Genomic DNA, 20796 nt, shown 5'->3' on the forward strand with positions numbered 1-20796 from the left:
TCCGCCATTTTTAAACTAATGTTGTCAACAAAAGAAAAAACAGCAAATAAAATTCTATATTTGTTCTTTGTTATGACTTATAAGTTCATTTTGTATATAAAATACTAACTTGGTTATTAAGCTTAGTTATAAATGCACGAAGTTCCAAAAATTCGACAAAAAATGCAAATTACCCCTTGCAATTTCAAAAACGGAGTGCTATACTACAAACATACCAAGTGAGATAAACCACTTGATGAAATTTAAGTAAGACAATGAGGTCACTTCAGTGAGTACGCAACAAAGATGTGCGGAAACCTGAAAGTGACCTTTTTCAGTTTAGTCGGTTCAGGAGGAGTTTCCGATGAGTAAAGTTTGCTTTTAAGGTAACAGTTTTCATTATGTAATTATAATGAAAACAAAAATTCACATAGGGACAAAGGCGTCGCTTCGATGTGCTGAAAAGAGGGATTCAGCAAATTATGAAGTGACGCCTTTCTTTATAATCATTTATATTGATAGGAGAGGGTAAGTATGAAAAACAGGTTTAAGAAAGTATTGGCAATCGCAATGGCAAGCTGTATGACGATGGCAATTTTTGCAGGTTGCGGAGGTTCAGAAACAGCAACCTCATCTGCAAGCAATACGGCAGGCTCAACAGGTTCAAGCGATAAAAAGGTTCTTCGTGTCGGTATGGAATGTACATATGCACCGTTTAACTGGACACAGTCTTCGGAAACAGCTAGTGACGGTGGAAAAGCTGTAAAGATTTACGGACAGAACACATATGCTTATGGCTATGATGTTATGGTAGCACAGAAGATTGCAAAGGAACTTGATATGGAGGTTGAAGTTCATAAGGTTGAATGGGATTCAATCGGACTTGGACTTGATTCTCAGGAGTATGATTGCGTTATCGCTGGTATGGGTAAGACGGCTGTCAGAGCAAAATCCTATTCTTTCACAGAACCGTATTATTACAGAGATAACTGCATTGTTGTAAAGGCTGATTCAGATATTGCTTCGGTTACAGGTTTATCACAGCTCAAGGGTAAGAATGTAAAGGTTACAACACAGCTTGGTACAGGTTGGGTTGACTTGCTCGATCAGATTCCTGATGGTGTACTTGGTTCTAATTACGAAACAACCGGTGAAGTATTTATGGCGGTTTCAAATGGTGTTGCTGATGTTGCAGTTATTGATGTACCGACAGCTGAATCTGCATTGCTTACAAATAAGGACTTGAAGATTATCAAGCTTGATAAAAACGATACTTTCAAGAATGACCAGGAAATGACAAATGTTTGTATCGCAACAAGAAAGAATGATACAGAGCTAAGAGATAAGATTCAGGGCGCTATGGATAAGATTGGCTGGAACGATAAGTCAAAGATGGACGAGCTTATGGAAAAGGCAATCGCAGCTCAGCCGGCAGCTAACTAAGTGTAGTATCGCAGATTAAGAAATTAGCAATAAGTTAAATAGGAATTTTAGTTAAACACACAGGTGTAAATAATTGATACTGTGGCTGCTGTAAAAGGCAGCCACAGATATTATAAGAATAGCAATGAATAAGGGGAGAACATTTTATGAATTTTTCCGATCCTAGTAATATGTTTGAATGGATAGTGTATATAGCGAACGAATATAAATATATGTTCCTTGAAGGTCTTTGGATAACACTTTATATCGCCGTAATAGGTACATTGGTAGGCTTTATAGTTGGTTATCTTGTTGGTATGGTTCAGGATATTAAAATCAACAAGCAGGATAATTTAATTAAGCGCATACTTATGAGAACCCTGAAAATTATCTGCCTTGTTTATGTTGAGATTTTCAGAGGCACACCAATGATAGTACAGGGTATGATCGTTTACTACGGTTTACTTCAGGCAAATGTTAAGATATCCCCAATATTCGCAGGTATTCTTGTTACTGTTCTTAATACAGGTGCTTATATGGCAGAAACAGTCAGAGGCGGTATCAATTCTGTTGATAAGGGACAAAAAGAGGGCGCTTGGTCGCTCGGTATGTCACCAATGCTTACAATGTTCCGAGTAGTTCTTCCACAGGCTTTCAAGAATGTTGTTCCTGAAATGGTAAACACATTCCTTACAAACCTTAAGATGACATCTGTTTTGAATGTTATCGGCGTTTCCGAGCTGTTTCTTGTTGCAAAGACAGCCGGTGGTACATACTACAAGTATTTCGAATCATACCTCGTAATTGCAGTTATTTATTTTGTACTTTGCTTCGTACTGAATCGTCTTTTCCTCTTGCTCGAAAAGAAGCTTGCAAAGAAGAAGGATTATGTGCTTGCAGTTGAGTATATGAAAGAATCAGCATAAGGAGAGATTAAACTATGTCAGAAAAAACAGCAAAAAAGGTTATTGCTATTGAAAATTTAAGCAAGTCCTTTGGCGACCATCAGGTTCTCCGAAAAATAGACTTTGCTGTCGAGAAGGGCGAGGTTATCTGTATAGTTGGTTCGTCAGGCTCAGGTAAATCTACACTGCTCCGTTGCATCAATAAACTTGAACAGCAGACAGACGGCAAGATTTACTTCAACGGCAAGGAAGTTGCAGACAGACAAAAAGAAATCAATGAATACCGCTCAAAGGTAGGTATGGTTTTCCAGTCATTCAATCTTTTTGAAAATATGACTGTTCTCAAGAATTGTATGATTGCGGTTACAAGTGTTTTGCACGAATCAAAGCAGGAAGCTTTTGAGAGAGCTATTAAGCATCTCAAAGCAGTCGGTATGGCGCCTTATATAAACGCATATCCATCTCAGCTTTCCGGTGGTCAGAAACAGCGTGTCGCTATTGCGAGAGCTTTGTGTATGAATCCAGAGGTTCTGCTCTTTGATGAACCGACTTCCGCTCTTGACCCTGAAATGGTCGGTGGTGTTCTTAATGTAATGAAAGATCTTGCACACACAGGTCTTACAATGATTATCGTTACTCACGAAATGGCATTCGCAAGAGATGTATCTACAAGAACAATATTTATGGATAGAGGTTATATTGTCGAGGACGCACCTCCGAAGGAACTTTTCTATAATCCTAAGAATCCGAGAACAAGAGAGTTCCTCTCAAGATTCCTTAATGACCAGAAGAACAAGGCTGAAACGGAGGCTGTAGCAAATGGATAATATTGTTATTACAGTTGCTCGTGGTTTCGGTAGTGGTGGTAAGGAAATTGCCTCAAAGGTCGCAAAGGATTTGGGAATATCCTGCTACGAAAACAGAATTCTTACGCTTGCATCTCAGCTCAGCGGTCTTGATGAGGAGCTTTTTAATGAGGTTAATGAGCGTGTTCGAGAAAAAGGTGGCTTTGCGGCATTTATGAAAGGCTTGCCGAGAGCAAGAAACTATATCACAAAAGGAAAATTCGTTTCTGATGATACGCTTTTCGAATATCAGAAAAAAATTATTGAGGAGCTTGCGGCAACGCAATCTTGCGTAATAGTCGGTAAGTGTGCCGACTGGATACTCAGAGGCAGAGATAATGTAATCAGTCTTTATATTGAAGCACCTCGTGACTTCTGCTTAAAGAGAACGATGGAGCATATGCAGGTTAATGAAGCCGTTGCAGAAAGAAACATCGTTCAGACCGATAAATATCGTGCTAATTACTACAAGTATTACACGAAGGGCAACTACTGGACAAATCCAATCAACTATGACCTTACTCTTAACAGCGAAAAGGTTGGCATAGAGCAGTGCGTACAGCTGATTGAAAGCTATGTAAAAATCAAGATGGATTATCTTGGTATCAAAAAGCTATAAAATAATTTATAAAATTTTGGAGGAATTTGTTATGAAACTCAGCGAAACAGGACTTACTGCCGAAGAACTAAAGGGCTTGGTTAAGAAGTATATGATTGAAACCTATGAGCGTTTCGATTTCATCGCAGAAACAGCCAAGGATATGTATATCTATGACGAAAAGGGCAACGCTTACCTCGATTTCTATGCAGGTATTGCCGTAAACAGTGCTGGTAACTGCAACGAAAAGGTTGTCAAGGCTATTCAGTCACAGGCTGCTGACCTTATTCATACATTTAACTATCCTTATACAATTCCTCAGGCATTGCTTGCTAAGAAGATTTGCGATACTATCGGTATGGATAAGATTTATTATCAGAACTCAGGTACTGAAGCTAACGAGGCTATGATTAAGCTTGCAAGAAAGTATGGCGTAGATAAGTATGGTCCTGAAAAGTATGAAATCGTTACTGCAAAGATGGGCTTCCACGGCAGAAGCTTTGGTTCAATGTCAGCAACAGGTCAACCTGATTCAGCTATTCAGCAAGGTTTCGGCCCTATGACACCTGGTTTTAAGTACGCAGAGTATAACAACCTCAAGGCTTTTGAAGACGCAATCACTGATAAGACAATCGCTATTATGATTGAACCTGTACAGGGCGAGGGCGGTGTTCACCCAGCTACTAAGGAATTTATGACAGGTCTTAGAAAGCTTTGCGATGAGCGTGGCTTGTTACTTTGTCTTGATGAGGTTCAGTCTGGCTGGTGCAGAACTGGTGAGGTTATGGCATATATGCACTATGGCATTAAGCCTGATATCGTATCAATGGCTAAGGCTATGGGCGGCGGACTTCCAATCGGTGCAATTTGTGCAAAGGACGAGGTTGCAAAGCATTTCACAAGCGGTTCACACGGAAGTACATATAGTGGTAACCCTGTTGCTTGTGCTGCATCACTTGCTCAGATTGGAGAGCTTCTCGACAGAGATTTAGCAGGCAATGCAAAGAAGATGGGCGAATACTTTATGAATAAGCTCAGAGAAGTTGTTCCTCATGTCAAGGAAGTTCGTGGACTTGGACTTTTCGTTGGTGTTGAGTTTGAGGACGGCTTTAATTCAGTAGATATTAAGCATGGATGCTTTGATAGAAAGCTTATTGTTACAGCCATCGGTTCTAATATTATCCGTATGGTTCCACCGCTTATTCTTACAGAAGAGCATTGCGATAAGGCGGCTGAAATTATTGCTGAATCTGTAAAGGCTCTTGAAAAATAATAGAACAGTTTAAAGTGGCTTTGCTATTCGGACAACTGGGAAAAATATTTCTCAAATGTTTGTGGCAAAGCCCAAACTGATTTTAGAACAGTAATTCGTTGAGGTGTTGATTATGATGAATTTTAATTATTCGCTTCCTGTAAATCTTATGTTCGGAAAAGGCAAATCGGAGCTTGTCGGCGAGGTTTGCAAGGATTATGGCAGAAAGGCTCTCGTTGTAACAGGCGGAAACAGCACAAAGAAATCTGGTTTGCTTGGCAGAGTTACTGCAAGCCTTGAAAAAAACGGTGTTGGTGCGGTGATTTTTGATAAGGTTACACAGAATCCGTTGACAACAACTGTTTATGAGGGCGTTGAGCTTGCCAAAAAAGAAGGCTGTGATATTATTCTTGGAGTAGGCGGTGGCTCAATTATGGACGCTGCAAAAAGCATAGCTTTCTGTATGAATAATGAGGGCGATATTTCTGATTATATTTTCGGTTTAAAGCAGGGCAAAAAGGCTATGACAGTTATCCTTATTCCTACAACCTGTGGAACGGGAAGCGAGGGCAACCAGATTGCTGTTTTGACAAATCCTAAAACTAAGGATAAAAAGGCTCTCTATACTATGAACATTCTGCCAAGCGTTTCTATCATTGACCCGGATGTTATGAAAACTATGCCTAAGCATATACTTTCTTCGGTAGGCTTTGATGCTTTTACTCACTCCTTAGAAGCTTATACTTCAAAGAAAGCGAATCCTCTCACAGACGCTCAGGCGTTGCTTGCAATTAAACTCATTGCAAAAAATCTTCCACTGCTTATGAATGATTATAATAACGATGATGCATGGGAGGCTGTAAGCTTGGCGGCAACACTTGGCGGTATGGTAATCGGTGTTGCCGGAGTTTCGGCGGCTCATGGTATGGAACACCCTGCTTCAGGTTTGAAAAATATCGTTCATGGCAGAGGTCTTGCGGCACTTACTCCGATTATTGTTGAAAGGCTCGCACCTGCACTTCCTGAAAAGTTCGCAGAGGTTTCAAAGATACTTGGCGGAAAAGATGAGAAAGATTGTGCAGACAGCATAAGAGGTTTTTTAAAGTCAATCGACCTTGAAGTAAAGCTTGGAGATTTAGGCATTACTCAAGATGATGTTGAGTGGATGACCGATAACTGTATGAAAATTTCGATTGGAAATTTGAATAATGCTCCAAAGGTTTTTGATAGAGCAGAGGTTGCAGAAATTTACAGCAAAGCAATTTAGCAGTGCGTGACCGCACAGGACAAGACGCGGGCGGAGTGCCTCCGCCGTCAAGACGCGGAGTCGGTTTTGCTCGCAAAACCTCGACATTAGTGAGATAAGTTTTTTGCCGCGGTCGAAGAAACTACCGAGCGAACACAGTTCGCCTCTACGATTAGCTGGTACACTTATCTAAGACAATTAAAAGTTTTGCTCAAGCTTTTTCAAAAGCTTGCAGTTTCCAAAGGTAGTCCACCTACGTCGGAGCCTTTGGTGGGTTTTAAGGGCGAAGCCCTTAACATTCTTTACTTCATAAGGTCGGACTTTGTCCGCCCTTATTTACTAATGTTGCTGACAAAAAGAAATTTATCTCAAGGCACTTAAAGTTTAGGTCGGGCCTTTGGTAGTTCATTGATAATTTCTTTATTTGCGGCAATAAACCGCCCTTCCAGATGTCGGGGTTTTGCTTGCAAAAACCGATTACGCGACTTGGGGGCGGCGGCTTGCCGCTTAAGGGCAACGCCCTTAATATCTCTTAATCTAAATGGCGGACAAAGTCTGCCATTTTTTCTTTTGTAAACAACAAACTATTGGGTTATAAGTAGGGATAAACTGTATTCGCCTGCTCGGAAGCTTATCGGTAACATTAAAAAGCAGCAAATAAAATCCACTTTTAGTTAACAAAAAATATTGGCGAGATTAATTAACTTTGGGGCTTTTATTTTTTGAAAATTTATTGTATAATATAATAGAAAGTTTACTGAAATTTTATGTTTCAAGAATCGGAATTTTGTAAAATCAGAAGAAAGTAGGTGCTAATTTATTATGGATAATAATTTTTCTGTTTCGCTTACTAAAGTTATAAAGGAAATTCAGCTTGATACTGCATATATGCCGGGTAATCCTGATGATATTCTTATCGCTTCAAGAGATGTCATTCGTCCTGGTCTTGAACTTACCGGATTTCTTGATTATTTCGATAATACCCGTCTTATGCTTATCGGAAATACTGAAAATGCTTATCTTAATAAATTCAGTTCTGAACAGAGAAAGCATGTAATAGACAGAATATTCGCAATGAAACCTCCTGCTGTTATTGTTACGAGAGGAATAACTCCTTATCATGAGCTTATGGATGCTGCTGAAAAGCATCAGATTCCAATTTTGCGTACGGCTGACGCTACGAGTGAGGTTTCTGCGGCAATAGTTTCTTATATGAATGTAGAGCTTGCCCCAAGAATTACCAGACATGGCGTTCTTGTTGAAGTTTATGGTGAAGGTCTGCTGATTGTCGGTGATAGCGGAGTTGGTAAGAGCGAAACTGCAATAGAGCTTATCAAGCGTGGACACAGACTTATCGCAGATGATGCTGTTGAGATTCGCAAGGTTTCTAAAAAGTCGCTTGTTGGTGCTGCACCTGAAAATATCCGACACTTTATAGAATTAAGAGGTATCGGAATTATAAATGCAAGAAGACTTTTCGGTATGGGTGCTGTTAAGCTGACGGAAAATATTGATATGGTTATCAACCTTGAGCTTTGGGATAACCAAAAAGTATATGACCGAATGGGTATGGATAACGAAATGACGGATATTCTCGGAATAGAAGTTCCGATTCTGACTATACCTGTTAAGCCTGGCCGTAACTTAGCAGTTATTATTGAGGTTGCCGCAATGAATAACAGACAGAAGAAGATGGGCTATAATGCCGCACAGGAGTTGCTCGCAAGCTTAGGCTTAGTTTATGATGCAGAGCCTGAAAAGAAATCTGTTGATTGGTGATAGTTTTTTAGATTATCTGAGAGAAAGGAACACATCTCTTTAATAGGAGAATTTGTCTGCTTATGAAATATAATTTTGATTTTTTAAATAATTTTACAAAGGAAGATATAGAAATAAGCTTTGATGAGCCGATGAATAAGCATACAAGCTTTAAAATTGGCGGAAAAGCCGATGTATACTGCGAGGTTAAGACAAAAAAGGCTCTTGCGGAGCTTATTGGCCTATGTAAGGAAAATGAAATTCCATATTTCATTATAGGAAAAGGCTCAAATCTGCTTGTATCCGATAACGGTATAAGAGGAATTGTCATAAGGCTTGGCGGAAAATTTTCTGAGATGAACCTTACTGAAGACGGTTTGATTCGCTGCGGTTCGGGAGCGGCTCTTGCGTCTGTTTGTAGCTATGCACTTAAAAATTCGCTTAGCGGACTGGAATTTGCTTGGGGAATACCCGGCACAGTAGGCGGTGCGGCATATATGAATGCAGGTGCTTACGGCGGAGAAATGAAAGATGTTGTTGAGGCAGTAAGCTACGTTGATGAAAACGGCGTTTTGAAAAGCTTTAAGCGTGATGAGCTTGATTTTAGCTATCGCAAAAGTGTTTTTACTGATAAGGAATATATTGTAACAGATGTACTTTTCAAGCTTGAAAATAAACCGCAAAATGAAATCCGAGAAAAAATGGACGAACTGATGGGAAAGAGAAAGAGTAAACAGCCGCTTGAATACCCAAGTGCAGGAAGTACATTTAAGCGACCTGAAGGATACTTTGCGGCGGCGCTTATCGAGGAATGCGGACTTAAAGGAGCAAGTGTCGGAGGGGCTGAGGTCAGCGAAAAACATTCAGGCTTTATAATAAATAAAAATAATGCTACCTGTGAAGATGTCAAAAATCTTATTGCTTATGTTAAGAAAGAAGTGTATAAGCAAAAGGGCGTAGAGCTTCACTGTGAGGTAAAATTTATCGGAGCATAAAACGAGGTGTTATATATGGAATTTATAATTATAACAGGGCTTTCAGGAGCAGGAAAATCCAACGCTATGAGGATTATGGAGGATATTGGCTACTATTGTGTCGATAATATTCCGCCTGTACTGATACCGACATTCTATTCGCTTTGCGAAAAATCAACCGACAAGCATATGAAAAAAGTTGCTATTGTTACTGATATTCGAGGCGGAGATGTTTTTGACGCATTGTTTGATGCACTTAACAAGCTCAAAAGCAATAACAATAATTATAAAATCCTCTACCTTGATGCAAAGGACGAGGTAATACTCAGAAGATATAAGGAAACAAGGCGTAAGCACCCTCTCGCAGATATTTATCATGGCTCAACCTCAGATGCGGTCAGCTTTGAGAGAGGTTTGCTCGAAACGGTAAGAAATCGTGCAGACTACATAATAGATACTTCCTTCCTTTCGCCTTCACAGCTAAAGGAGAGAATTTCTGCATTATTTCTTGGCGATTCGTCATTCGGACTTGTTGTCAACTGTATGTCTTTCGGCTTTAAGTATGGAACACCATCAGAGGCTGATATTATCTTCGATGTAAGATGTTTGCCGAATCCTTTCTATATTCCTGAGCTTAAAAACTTCACCGGTCTTGATAAAAATGTTTACGACTATGTTATGAAATGGGACCAGACAAAGGGTTTTCTTGAAAGACTTATTTCTCTTATCGAATATATGCTTCCGCTCTACTGCGATGAGGGCAAGAGCCAGCTTATGATTGCAATAGGCTGTACAGGAGGTAAGCACCGTTCTGTTGCAACTGCACAATACCTTTACGAATACCTTATTAAAAAGGGTTATCGTGCGTCAGTCCACCACAGAGATATAAGAAGAACATAAGGCGGTGCAGTAGATGTCATTTTCTCAAGAGGTTAAGTCTGAGCTTGCTGGAGTGGAGTGCAAAACCATTTCCGAGATGAAGGCTCAGGCTTACGGAATGACTATTTTTTCAAAATTACAGCGTTCGGATAAGGTACTTTTTGCAACAGAAAGTCCAACAGTTGCAAGAACATATTCTCAGCTTATGACGCTGATTACGGGCAGTATTTTTGATGTTAATATACCGCTGAACAGAAAATCTCTTAGAGATAAGCAGATTACTGTTACCTCACCGGATTTTCCAAGTAGAAATATTTTGCTTAAATTTTTCGGTCATAGCGGTGACGAACTTAGTCTGCATATAAATCGTGCGAACTTTGATTCAGAGGAAAGCTTTCCGTCATTTTTGAGGGGGGCTTTTTTATCATACGGAAATGTTACCGACCCACAAAAGGATTATCATTTGGAATTTGTTTCACCTTTTCAGAATCTTGCAAAGGATTTATCTTATCTTATCGAGGAGATAGAACAATTAGCAGTAAAGCCCAAGATTATCAATCGCAAGGGTAGTTTTATTGTCTATCTGAAAGACAGCGATGGCATATCCGACCTTCTTACTTTAATAGGTGCTCAGATGTCAGCCTTGCAAATTATTCAAGAAAAGATGCTTAAATCTGTAAGAAATACTGTTAATCGTAAAATAAATTCAGAAACGGCGAATAGCAATAAGACTGCAAAGGCTTCTGCAAAACAGCTTTTGGCTATTGATAAGATAAAGAAAAAGAGGGGTTTAGAATCCTTGCCGAATGATTTGTATGAGTTAGCAATTTTGAGGGTAGAAAATCCGGAAAGTAGCTTGAGGGAATTGGGTGAGATGTTAAGTCCGCCGATAAGCCGTTCTGGAGTTAATCATAGAATTGAGCGAATAATGGAATTAGCCGAAGAATTAGGATAGTGGAGTGCCTCCACCGTCAAGACGCGGAATCGCTCGGCAAGCCTCGCTCGTAGTGAATTAGGGAAGATAGTTGACGCGGTCGATGAAACTACCGATAAGTTAACAGATTTCCCAAAGACAATTAAAAGTTTCGCTCGAGCCTTTTCAAAGGCTCGCAGGGTCGAGGGACGGAGTCCCTCGTGGGTTTTAAGGGCAACTCCCTTAACATTTCTTTCTTCTAAAGCGGTGGACGAAGTCCACCGCTAAATTCTCTCTCGTTAGTAACATTAGTCTTACAGGGAACCCCCTGCGAGGGTTCCCTACGAAAAACATTCCACCGGAATGTTTTTCTACCCTCCTGCGCTTAGAGAAGTATAAAGAGTTTCGCTCTCTGCGGAGAGCGACCAAAGGCTCTGCTTTTGGAAACTGCGAGCCTTTAAAAAGGCTCGACCTAAACCTTAAGTGTCTTCTTAGGAGTTTATTAGCTATTTTTATTTGTGAGGTGATACCATGAGTTTTGTACATCTTCATGTCCATACTGAATATAGCCTGCTTGACGGTGCTTGCAAAATAAAAAATCTTGTAAAAGCTGCTAAAGAGCTATCTCAACCGGCAATAGCCATAACCGACCACGGCTGTATGTATGGCGTTATTGATTTCTATAAAGCCGCTAAAAAAGAGGGAATAAAACCGATTATTGGTTGTGAAGTCTATGTTGCTCCAAGAAAATATACGGATAAAATCGCTGAACTTGATAGAGAAAATCGCCATATGGTACTTTTGTGCGAAAATAATGTCGGCTATCAAAATCTGATAAAGCTTGTTTCTATGGCTTGGATAGACGGTTTTTACGGTAAACCGAGAATTGATGAGGAACTCTTGGAAAAATATCACGAGGGAATAATTGCACTTTCCGCTTGTCTTGCGGGTGAAATTCCTAAAGCACTTATGCGTGGAAATTATGAGCTTGCAAAGGAAAAAGCTTTGAAGTACAAGGGAATTTTCGGCGAAAATAATTTCTTTCTTGAACTTCAAGACCACGGAATACTTGAACAAAAACGCATAAATCCTGACATAATAAAGCTTTCTAAAGAATGTGATATACCGCTTGTTGTAACGAATGACTGCCATTATATCAAGCGTGAAGATAAGGATTTGCATAAAATTTTGCTTTGCATACAGACAAACCATACAATAGAGGACGAAAATTCATTTGAGTTTCCGACAGATGAATTTTATCTTAAAAATGAAGCAGAAATGCGTGAGCTTTTTCCGAATTTGCCGGAGGCTTACGAAAATACAGTCAAGATTGCAGAACGATGTAATGTTGAATTTGAGTTCGGTAAGACAAAATTGCCACGCTTTGATGTTCCGGACGGCAAAGACCATATAAAGTATTTCCGTGAGGAATGTTATAAAGGACTTCATAGAAGATATGGAGAAAATCCAAGCCAAAGTCTTATTGATAGGCTTGAATATGAGCTTTCTGTAATAATCAAAATGGGTTATGTTGATTATTACCTTATTGTCAATGACTATGTAAGCTATGCAAAAAAGAACGGAATACCTGTCGGAATGGGCAGAGGTTCTGGTGCGGGAAGTCTTGCGGCGTATTGTATAGGTATTACAGGAATAGACCCGATTAAATATAATCTGCTCTTTGAGAGATTTCTCAATCCGGAAAGAGTAAGTATGCCTGATTTTGATGTGGATTTCTGTAAGGATAGGCGACAGGAAGTCATAGATTATGTCATAAGAAAATATGGCTCTGACCATGTGGCACAGATAGTTGCATTCGGAACGATGGCGGCAAGAGGTGCTATAAGAGATGTCGGAAGAGCTTTGGCAATGCCTTATGCGGAGGTTGATTCCGTTGCAAAGCTTGTGCCGTATGACCTGAAAATGACTATTGAAAAGGCTCTTACGATTTCTGATGAGCTTGCACAGAGATATGATAACGAACCGGCAGTCCATAGATTAATTGATATGGCTATGAGACTTGAGGGAACACCTCGTCACGCAACAACTCATGCGGCAGGTGTCGTTATAACTGATAAGCCTGTAAGCGAGTATGTCCCACTTTCGAGAAATGATGAGGCTATCGTAACACAGTTTACGATGACCACACTTGATGAACTCGGCTTGCTGAAAATGGATTTTCTTGGACTTAGAAACCTCACTGTTCTTGATGATACAGAAAAGATGATTCGTAAAAATGAGCCGCTCTTTTCGATAAAAAATATTCCCGATGATGATAAAAAAGTTTTTGAAATGCTTTCTAAGGGAGATACCGAGGGCGTTTTTCAATTTGAATCAAGCGGTATGAGAAATGTTCTTACACAGCTAAAACCTGAAACTATCGAAGATTTGATTGCGGTTATTTCTCTATATCGCCCAGGACCTATGGATTCTATCCCGAAATATATAGAAAACTGTCACAATCCCGAAAAGGTTACCTATAAGCACGAACTTTTAAAGCCTATACTTGAGGTTACTTATGGCTGTATTGTTTATCAGGAACAGGTTATGCAGATTTTCAGAAGTCTTGCGGGATACTCTCTCGGCAGAGCGGATATTGTGCGAAGGGCGATGTCCAAGAAAAAAGCCGATGTTATGGAACACGAACGCAAAATATTTATAGAAGGACTTTTGCGAGAAGATGGCAGTGTTGAGGTTGAAGGTTGTATAAGACGAGGTATTCCAAGAAACATTGCCGAGGAAATATTCGCAGAAATGGAAAGCTTTGCGTCCTATGCTTTTAATAAGGCTCATGCGGCCTGCTATGCTATGATTTCATATCAAACGGCATATCTGAAGTGCCATTATCCTTGTGAATATAATGCCGCCTTGCTTTCAAGCGTGCTTGATAATTCGGGCAAGGTTGCCGTATATATTGATGATTGTATGAAGCATAATATCAGAGTTCTTCCGCCTCATGTAAATGAAAGCGATATTGGCTTTACCGTATGCGGAAAGAATATCCGTTTCGGACTTATGGCTATTAAAAATATCGGAAAAGGCTTTATCACGAATATAATAAATGAACGCAGAAACGGCGAATACACTTCTTTCTATGATTTTTGCAATAGAGTTTATAGCAAGGATATGAATAAGAGAGCGGTTGAAAGTCTTATAAAATGCGGTGCTTTGGATAAACTCGGTGCAAATCGTCGACAAATGCTTTATTCTCTCGATGGTTTGGTAGATTCTCTTGCGAGGGACCATCGTGACAATGTCGCAGGACAGCTTGATTTATTCGGCATGAGTGACGATAATGAAGAACCCACATATCAGCTAAAAAGCATAGATGAATTTGACGAAAATGAACGCTTAAAGCTCGAAAAGGAAGTTATTGGTCTTTATTTGTCAGGACACCCTATTGCAGAATATGAAAATGCGTCTAAGGCTCTCAATGCCGACCTTATAAACAATATTCTTGAAGGTTCAGCATATTATAATGACGGCAAGCGTGTAAGGGTTATTGCGTTTATAAATGAGGTCAGAACTAAGATTACAAAAAACGGTTCTACTATGGCGTTTGTGACTCTTGAAGATAAATTCGGCAGTATAGAAATGCTTGTTTTTCCGAAAACACTTATGGAATACAGTACGCTTATAAGAGATGGCAAGGCTATTCTTGCGGAATGTACTGTAAGCATCAAGGAGGACGAAGAAACCAAACTTTTGTGTAACAGAGTTTACCCAGCGCCAAAAACAGATGCCGAGATTGAACAATTTAAGGCGATGTATAGTTCATCTCAGAAAAAAACTGAGCAGCCCGAAATAAAAACACAAAACAATAATAAAGGCAGTAGCGATAAATCAGGGCTTTATCTGAGATTTAAGAATCAGGAATGTAATGAATTTATTCGTGCAAAGCAGGTTTTGAATATATTTGACGGTTCTACTCCTGTATATTTCTACTTTGAGGATAGTAAAAAGCTTTTGCGAGTGCCAAGAAATATGTGGGTAGACCTCAATGATGTTATGATAAGAGAACTTAAACGAAGAATCGGCGATAAAAATGTCGCCCTGAAATAGCCTTAAAATGTGGATTTCAACTGTTTATTATAGTAAAATAGCCAAAGTTTTTACGTAAACTGCCCTAAAAAAGCTATAATTTATACGGTTTTTAAAAAATATATAAAAAATACCAAAAATGCCTTGAAAATATCAGCTTAATAGGGTATACTATTTTAGCACCAAGTATAGCATTTATAGAGATTTGGAGATGTTTCTATGGATTTTAATTTTAAGGATAAATACGGAATTGACGACCTGATTAAGATTATGGAAATCCTCCGAAGCGAAAATGGCTGTCCTTGGGATAGGGAACAAAACCATAAATCTATTCGCCAAAATTTTATTGAGGAAACATATGAAGTTATCGAGGCAATCGACAATGAAGATACTGAGCTTCTTAAGGAAGAGCTTGGAGATGCTCTTTTGCAAGTTGTTTTCCATTCAAGAATTGAGGAAGAAAAGAATAGTTTTAATTTCTCAGATGTTGCCGATGGAATATGTAAAAAGTTGATTATCCGTCATCCTCATGTTTTTGGCAATATTACCGCAGATACACCAGAGGAAGTCCTCAAAAATTGGGACGATATTAAGATGAAAACCAAGTCCCAGACCAAAGCAAGCGAGGCTATGGATAGTGTTGCAAAATCCTTGCCGGCACTTATGAGAGCAGATAAAATTCGCTCTAAGGCTAAAAAAGCAGGTTATGCACCTAAAAGTTATGATGCTGCATATGAGGATACAGAAGAAAAATTGAAAGCTCTTTCAAAAGCTTCTGATGACAAGGCAGAAAATAACCGCAAAATCGGAGAATTGCTTTTCTCAGTTATAAATCTTGCTGCTATGGTTGATGTAAACCCGGAAGAATCGCTATATCGTGCCTGTGATGATTTTACAGAGAACTTTAGAAAACTCGAAGAAAATTCATCAAAGTAAGGCTTAGATATATATACTCAAAAAGAAACTCATTTCTATGAGTTCAATGAAGTAGGAGGAATATAATAATGAACAAGACAGAACTTATTGCTGCTGTTGCAGAAAAAGCAGAACTCTCTAAGAAGGACGCAGAAAAAGCAGTTAACGCACTCCTCGACACAGTTGTAGAAGAAGTTGCTAAGGGTGAGAAGATTCAGCTCGTAGGCTTCGGTACATTCGAGAGAAGAGAAAGAAAAGAGAGAGAAGGCTGCAATCCACAGACAGGCGAGAAGATACCGATTCCTGCATCTATGGTTCCAGCATTCAAGGTTGGCAAGGCATTCAAGGACGCTGTCAACAAGTAATTTAAAATTTAATTCAGAAAATCCGACTACGCAGTGGCAGTCGGATTTCTTTTTTATGGAGGGATAGATATATGAGATTGGATAAATATTTAAAAGTTTCAAGAATAATCAAACGCAGAACAGTTGCTAATGAGGCCTGTGACGCAGGCAGAGTTATAGTTAATGGCAAGCCGGCAAGAGCATCTTATGATGTAAAGGTTGGTGATATATTGGAAATAGCTCTTGGCACAAAGCCGATAAAAGCAGAGGTCGTCAGCATAAATGAATATGCCAAAAAAGAAGATGCCCCTTTGATGTATAAGATTTTAGAATAAGCGGCGGCGAGCCGCCGTCAAGACGCGGAATCGCTCGACAAGTCTCGCTCGTAGTGAGTTAGGGAAGATAGTTGACGCGGTCGGAAAATTTTCCAATGAGCTACCGTTTAGCTGATGAACTTATTTTAGACACTTAAAAGTTTATTAGCTAATTGACAGGACAAGTTATTCTATATCTTGACATCAAAAGTACTTAGCCCCACACATAAATTTATGGACGAAATCATATAATTGCTTAAGAGATGATTTCGGGAGGGCTTAGTTATGCAGGAAAACAGCAAAGTGCTGAAACGCAAACATAACCTTATTATGGAAGATAGAAAAACGCTTACTTTAACAGGCATATCCGATGTTGATAGCTTTGATGAGCAAACAGTTGTGCTTATTACGGATATTGGCGAGCTTATTATAAAAGGCAATTCTTTACAGATTAAAGGTTTTAGCGTAGAGAGTGGAGAACTTAGCCTTGAAGGAAAAATTGATTCTCTCGGCTATCAGGAAATTAACAAAAATAATGGCGGATTTTTTTCCAGACTTTTTAGATAGGAGAATCTGCCTATGGAGCTTACCTTAGAGGCTCAGACCCAGGCTTTTATATATTCCTGCGTTTTGGGTGTGATTCTTGCGGTAATATATACCGCTATGGGTATAATTAAAATAATATCTCCGCCAAGTAAAAAATTACTGTTTGTTATGGATATACTATTTATGCTTGTATGTACCTTTACAACATTTTTTTATTCAGTAGCGACGACTTGGGGAAGTCTGCGTTATTATGTTGTTTTTGGTGAACTAATAGGCTTTTTCTTATTCTATCTTTTTATCGGGGAAATTATTTTAAAATGCTCAAAAGCTATTACTGATTTTTTTGCGAAGATATATTTTTTTATTACGAATCCATTTAGGATTTTATTTCATAAGCTTTATTCGTTTATATCGGTTTTGTTAACAAAACTATGGAAAAAAATAAAGCCAAAGCGTAAACCAAAGAAGAAAGTTAAAATCAGGGCAAGTTCTAAAGTGCCTGAAATACCACAAAAGCCAAGGATAATGGCTAAACCAAAGCTTTAAAAATTTGAGGAGTAATTTATATGGATTATATTGCAGTTATAGGCATAGCCGTAGGTCTTGCGATGGACGCATTCGCAGTATCTGTAACAAATGGAGCTATTGTAAAGAACTTTAAACCAAGCTTTGCTATAAAGATTGCGGCAGCGTTCGGAATCTTTCAGTTTATGATGCCGGTTATCGGTTGGATAGTTGGTAAGGCTGGACAACAGCTCATAGAGAGCGTTGACCACTACATAGCCTTTATACTTCTTTTGATTATCGGTGGAAATATGCTTATTGAAGCGATTAAGGACAGAATAAAGGAATCTAAGGGCGAAGAAGTTGAGAAAAAGGACAATAAAACCGCCACATCGACAAAGACACTTTTGCTTATGGCTGTTGCTACAAGTATAGACGCACTTGCGACAGGAGTTATTTTGCCATCAGCAGTAGGAGCAAGCACTATAATGCTTATGCTTATAGCTGTCTTGATGATAGGTGCTATAACCTTTGTAATTTCTTTTACTGGAGTATATTTAGGCAAAAAATTCGGTTCATTGCTTTCAAATAAAGCAGAAATTCTCGGCGGAATAGTTCTCATAGGAATAGGCACAAAGATTTTGATTGAGCATTTGTTCTTTATGTAATTAGCTAAAACACTTCCTATAAGATGTTTAAAAGTTTCGCTTGAGCCTTTTCAAAGCGGCGAGCCGCCGCCCCCAAGATGCGGAATCGGTTTTGCAAGCAAAACCTCGACATCTGCAAGGGCAGTTTATTGCCGCAGATAAAGTAATTACCAATGGAACTACCAAAGGCTCCGCCGTAGGTGACTACCTTTGGAAACTGTGAACTTTTAATTGTCTTAGATAAGTGCGTTAGCTAATCGTATGGGCGAACTGTGTTCGCTCATACGATTTCCTTTTGTCAGTGACATTAGTCATTAAGGGCGGACGAAGTCCGCCCTCAGGAGTAAAGAATGTTAAGGGCTTTGCCCTTAAGCGGCGAGCCGCCGCCCCCAAGATGCGTAATCGGTTTTGCAAGCAAAACCTCGACATCTGCAAGGGCGGTTTATTGTCGCGGATAAAGTAATTACCAATGGAACTACCAAAGGCTCCGCCGTAGGTGACTACCTTTGGAAACTGTGAGCTTTTAATTGTCTTAGATAAGTGCGTTAGCTAATCGTATGGGCGAACTGTGTCCGCCTGCATAGTAGATGACCCATCTTGGAAGTATCATTTTACTGCATTGTAACATAAGACAAAGCCTCTGTGTATAATGGCACAGGGGCTTTTTTATGACTGTTGCAGCTATTAAAAAAAGACGCAGATTAAAACGCTGGCTTATCATTGTGCTTGTTATATTACTATTGTTTCTTATTTTTCTCGAAATTCGTGTCAGACCAACAGTTTCGGCTATTGCGATTGTTCAAGGGAAAAGACTTTGCACAGAAGTAATAAATGAAGCCGTTTCAGAGGTTATGGACGAATTGGAGCTTTCCTATGAAAAGCTTGCCGAAACTACACGAGCGGAAAACGGTTCTGTACTCGAAATCGCAACAAATATGGCAAATGTCAACAAGCTAAAAACCGAAGTCAGCCTTAGAGTAGGTGAAAAGCTCGAGGATATAAAAAACCGTAGAATTGATGTTCCAATGGGAACTCTTATGGGGCTTAATTTATTATATATGCGTGGACCTGATATTCCTTTGCATATTTCTATGTCGGGCAGTACAGAAACAGACTTTGTTTCTGAATTTGAAAGTGGTGGCATTAACCAAACCGTACATAAACTTTCACTTACTATAACAACCGATATGACGGTTTTAGTTCCGCCGGCAAGTGAAAATACAAGCGTAACTACAACTGTCGTAATTGCAGAAACTATAATTGTCGGTGAAGTTCCGAATTATGCTCTTTATGGAGGTGCAAAAAATATTGCATAATTATTGTTGGAAATTTACATAAAATCACTTGTATTTATTTGTTGCTTGGTGTAAAATATAAAAAGATGATTTACAAAAATTTTTTATAAAATATTTTGGAGGAATCGACAAATGGCAAGCAATACAAGCAAATCACTCAAAAATAAGGTTATTTATAGCGTTTATGTCCGTAACCACAGCGAAAGCGGAGATTTTAAAGGAGTTATGAAAGACCTCGATAGAATTAAGCTTCTTGGTGTTGATTATATCTGGTTTATGCCTATTCACCCGATAGGTGAAATTAATAAAAAGGGCGAGCTTGGCTGTCCTTATTCTATAAGCGATTATCGTGCAGTTAATCCTGAATATGGTACAATGGAAGATTTTAAGGAACTTGTTTCAGCCATTCACGAAAAGGGTATGAAGTGTATGATTGATGTTGTTTATAATCATACCTCACACGAATCCGTTCTTAGCAAGGAACACCCTGAGTTTTTCTATAAAAAGCCTGACGGTAATTTCGGCAACAAGGTTGGCGATTGGACAGATGTTATAGACCTCGATTATACAAATAAAGACCTTTGGGATTATCAGATTGAAACCCTAAAGATGTGGGCAAAGATTGTAGATGGTTTCCGCTGTGATGTTGCTTCCTTAGTGCCGATTGAATTTTGGAATCGTGCAAGAAAAGAGGTTGCAGAGGTAAATCCCGATTGCCTGTGGCTTGCTGAATCCGTTGAATATGGCTTGATTAAATATGCTCGTGATACAGGCTTTAACTGCCTTTCAGACGCAGAGCTTTATCAGGCATTTGATATGCTATATGATTATGACGTTTATCCAAAGTATCTTGCATACATTGACGGAGAAATTCCTCTTAGCAATTATATAGACGCACTTAATCAGCAAGAGTATATTTATCCTGAAAATTACATAAAACTTCGTTGCCTTGAAAATCACGACAGAGCAAGAGCAAAAAAGCTTTTTGTTACTGAACAGGAGGTTATCAATTATACAGCCTTTATGTATATGCTAAAGGGTACAGCTTTGCTTTATGCAGGTCAGGAAACAGAAAATACCAATACACCAAGCCTTTTTGATTATGATAAGGTCGATTGGAATACAGGCTTTGACCTTACACCGATTCTTCATAATCTTTATCGTGTAAAGCAGAGTGAGGTTATCACAAACGGTACATATGAGCTTAAAGCCTATGATAGCGAAAACGCTGTAACTATTACATACAAGTCGGATAAGGGCATTGTTTTCGGTGCATTTAGTATGAAATGCTATGAGTGCATAGTTGAGGCAGAAGTTCCGGACGGCGAATATAAAAATAAAATCAATGGCAAGACAGTTTTCGTCAAGAATGGCGAAATTGAACTTGACGGTTTCCCGGTAATTATAGAGTGCTAAATT

19 protein-coding genes are annotated in these 20796 nt (G+C 39.1%); all 19 read left to right on the plus strand.

Annotation, left to right across the window (positions count from 1 at the left end; all coding sequences use genetic code 11):
* Positions 1 to 513: 513 nt before the first annotated feature.
* The 19 genes from ACLU24_RS02245 to ACLU24_RS02335 all read left to right on the plus strand — a co-directional run bounded on the left by ACLU24_RS02245 (position 514) and on the right by ACLU24_RS02335 (position 20793).
* The gene (locus ACLU24_RS02245) at positions 514 to 1422 is read left to right on the plus strand and encodes a transporter substrate-binding domain-containing protein (RefSeq protein ID WP_412610057.1); all 909 of its coding nucleotides are present in this window, start codon (positions 514 to 516) and stop codon (positions 1420 to 1422) included.
* A gap of 146 nt (positions 1423 to 1568) precedes the next feature.
* On the plus strand, positions 1569 to 2327 hold the full coding sequence (locus tag ACLU24_RS02250; protein WP_412610058.1) for an amino acid ABC transporter permease: 759 nt from the start codon (positions 1569 to 1571) through the stop codon (positions 2325 to 2327).
* Positions 2328 to 2341: 14 nt separating this feature from the next.
* Entirely contained in the window at positions 2342 to 3133 is a 792-nt protein-coding gene (locus tag ACLU24_RS02255; RefSeq protein ID WP_412610059.1) for an amino acid ABC transporter ATP-binding protein, read from the plus strand.
* Positions 3126 to 3770 (plus strand): cytidylate kinase-like family protein, encoded by a 645-nt coding sequence (locus ACLU24_RS02260; RefSeq protein WP_022265653.1) that lies wholly within the window; start codon positions 3126 to 3128, stop codon positions 3768 to 3770. Before ACLU24_RS02255 ends, ACLU24_RS02260 begins: the two co-directional genes overlap by 8 nt.
* Positions 3771 to 3801: 31 nt before the next feature.
* Positions 3802 to 5022 (plus strand): aspartate aminotransferase family protein, encoded by a 1221-nt coding sequence (locus ACLU24_RS02265; RefSeq protein ID WP_412610060.1) that lies wholly within the window; start codon positions 3802 to 3804, stop codon positions 5020 to 5022.
* Between the two features lie 115 nt (positions 5023 to 5137).
* Positions 5138 to 6268, plus strand: a complete 1131-nt coding sequence (locus ACLU24_RS02270) for an iron-containing alcohol dehydrogenase (RefSeq protein ID WP_412610343.1) — start codon at positions 5138 to 5140, stop codon at positions 6266 to 6268.
* 801 nt (positions 6269 to 7069) lie between these two features.
* Positions 7070 to 8026: an HPr(Ser) kinase/phosphatase gene (gene hprK / locus ACLU24_RS02275; protein ID WP_412610061.1), complete on the plus strand. Its 957-nt coding sequence runs from the start codon at positions 7070 to 7072 to the stop codon at positions 8024 to 8026.
* A 62-nt stretch (positions 8027 to 8088) separates the two neighbouring features.
* Positions 8089 to 9000, plus strand: a complete 912-nt coding sequence (gene murB / locus ACLU24_RS02280; protein WP_412610062.1) for a UDP-N-acetylmuramate dehydrogenase — start codon at positions 8089 to 8091, stop codon at positions 8998 to 9000.
* A 15-nt stretch (positions 9001 to 9015) separates the two neighbouring features.
* On the plus strand, positions 9016 to 9879 hold the full coding sequence (rapZ, locus tag ACLU24_RS02285) for an RNase adapter RapZ (protein ID WP_412610063.1): 864 nt from the start codon (positions 9016 to 9018) through the stop codon (positions 9877 to 9879).
* Positions 9880 to 9892: 13 nt separating this feature from the next.
* A complete protein-coding gene (gene whiA / locus ACLU24_RS02290; protein ID WP_412610064.1) occupies positions 9893 to 10813 on the plus strand; it encodes a DNA-binding protein WhiA in 921 nt (306 codons plus the stop codon).
* A 489-nt stretch (positions 10814 to 11302) separates the two neighbouring features.
* Positions 11303 to 14833, plus strand: coding sequence for a DNA polymerase III subunit alpha (locus ACLU24_RS02295; RefSeq protein WP_412610065.1), 3531 nt, complete (start codon positions 11303 to 11305; stop codon positions 14831 to 14833).
* A 198-nt stretch (positions 14834 to 15031) separates the two neighbouring features.
* On the plus strand, positions 15032 to 15748 hold the full coding sequence (mazG, locus tag ACLU24_RS02300; RefSeq protein ID WP_412610066.1) for a nucleoside triphosphate pyrophosphohydrolase: 717 nt from the start codon (positions 15032 to 15034) through the stop codon (positions 15746 to 15748).
* 68 nt (positions 15749 to 15816) lie between these two features.
* Complete coding sequence (locus tag ACLU24_RS02305) at positions 15817 to 16092, plus strand: HU family DNA-binding protein (RefSeq protein ID WP_412610067.1); 276 nt, start codon at positions 15817 to 15819, stop codon at positions 16090 to 16092.
* 71 nt (positions 16093 to 16163) lie between these two features.
* Entirely contained in the window at positions 16164 to 16406 is a 243-nt protein-coding gene (locus ACLU24_RS02310; RefSeq protein WP_412610068.1) for an RNA-binding S4 domain-containing protein, read from the plus strand.
* Between the two features lie 264 nt (positions 16407 to 16670).
* Positions 16671 to 16952 (plus strand): sporulation protein YabP, encoded by a 282-nt coding sequence (gene yabP, locus ACLU24_RS02315; protein WP_412610069.1) that lies wholly within the window; start codon positions 16671 to 16673, stop codon positions 16950 to 16952.
* Positions 16953 to 16964: 12 nt separating this feature from the next.
* Entirely contained in the window at positions 16965 to 17477 is a 513-nt protein-coding gene (gene yabQ, locus ACLU24_RS02320; protein ID WP_412610070.1) for a spore cortex biosynthesis protein YabQ, read from the plus strand.
* 20 nt (positions 17478 to 17497) lie between these two features.
* Positions 17498 to 18103, plus strand: a complete 606-nt coding sequence (locus ACLU24_RS02325) for a manganese efflux pump MntP (protein WP_412610071.1) — start codon at positions 17498 to 17500, stop codon at positions 18101 to 18103.
* A 647-nt stretch (positions 18104 to 18750) separates the two neighbouring features.
* Positions 18751 to 19398 carry a sporulation protein YunB gene (gene yunB / locus ACLU24_RS02330; protein WP_412610072.1) on the plus strand — a complete coding sequence of 216 codons (648 nt, stop codon included), beginning with the start codon at positions 18751 to 18753 and terminating at the stop codon, positions 19396 to 19398.
* Between the two features lie 111 nt (positions 19399 to 19509).
* Positions 19510 to 20793: an alpha-amylase family glycosyl hydrolase gene (locus ACLU24_RS02335; RefSeq protein WP_412610073.1), complete on the plus strand. Its 1284-nt coding sequence runs from the start codon at positions 19510 to 19512 to the stop codon at positions 20791 to 20793.
* The last annotated feature ends 3 nt before the right edge of the window (positions 20794 to 20796 follow it).

Origin of the sequence: Pseudoruminococcus sp. (assembly GCF_047012705.1) — a bacterium.
Classification (GTDB): domain Bacteria; phylum Bacillota; class Clostridia; order Oscillospirales; family Acutalibacteraceae; genus Pseudoruminococcus.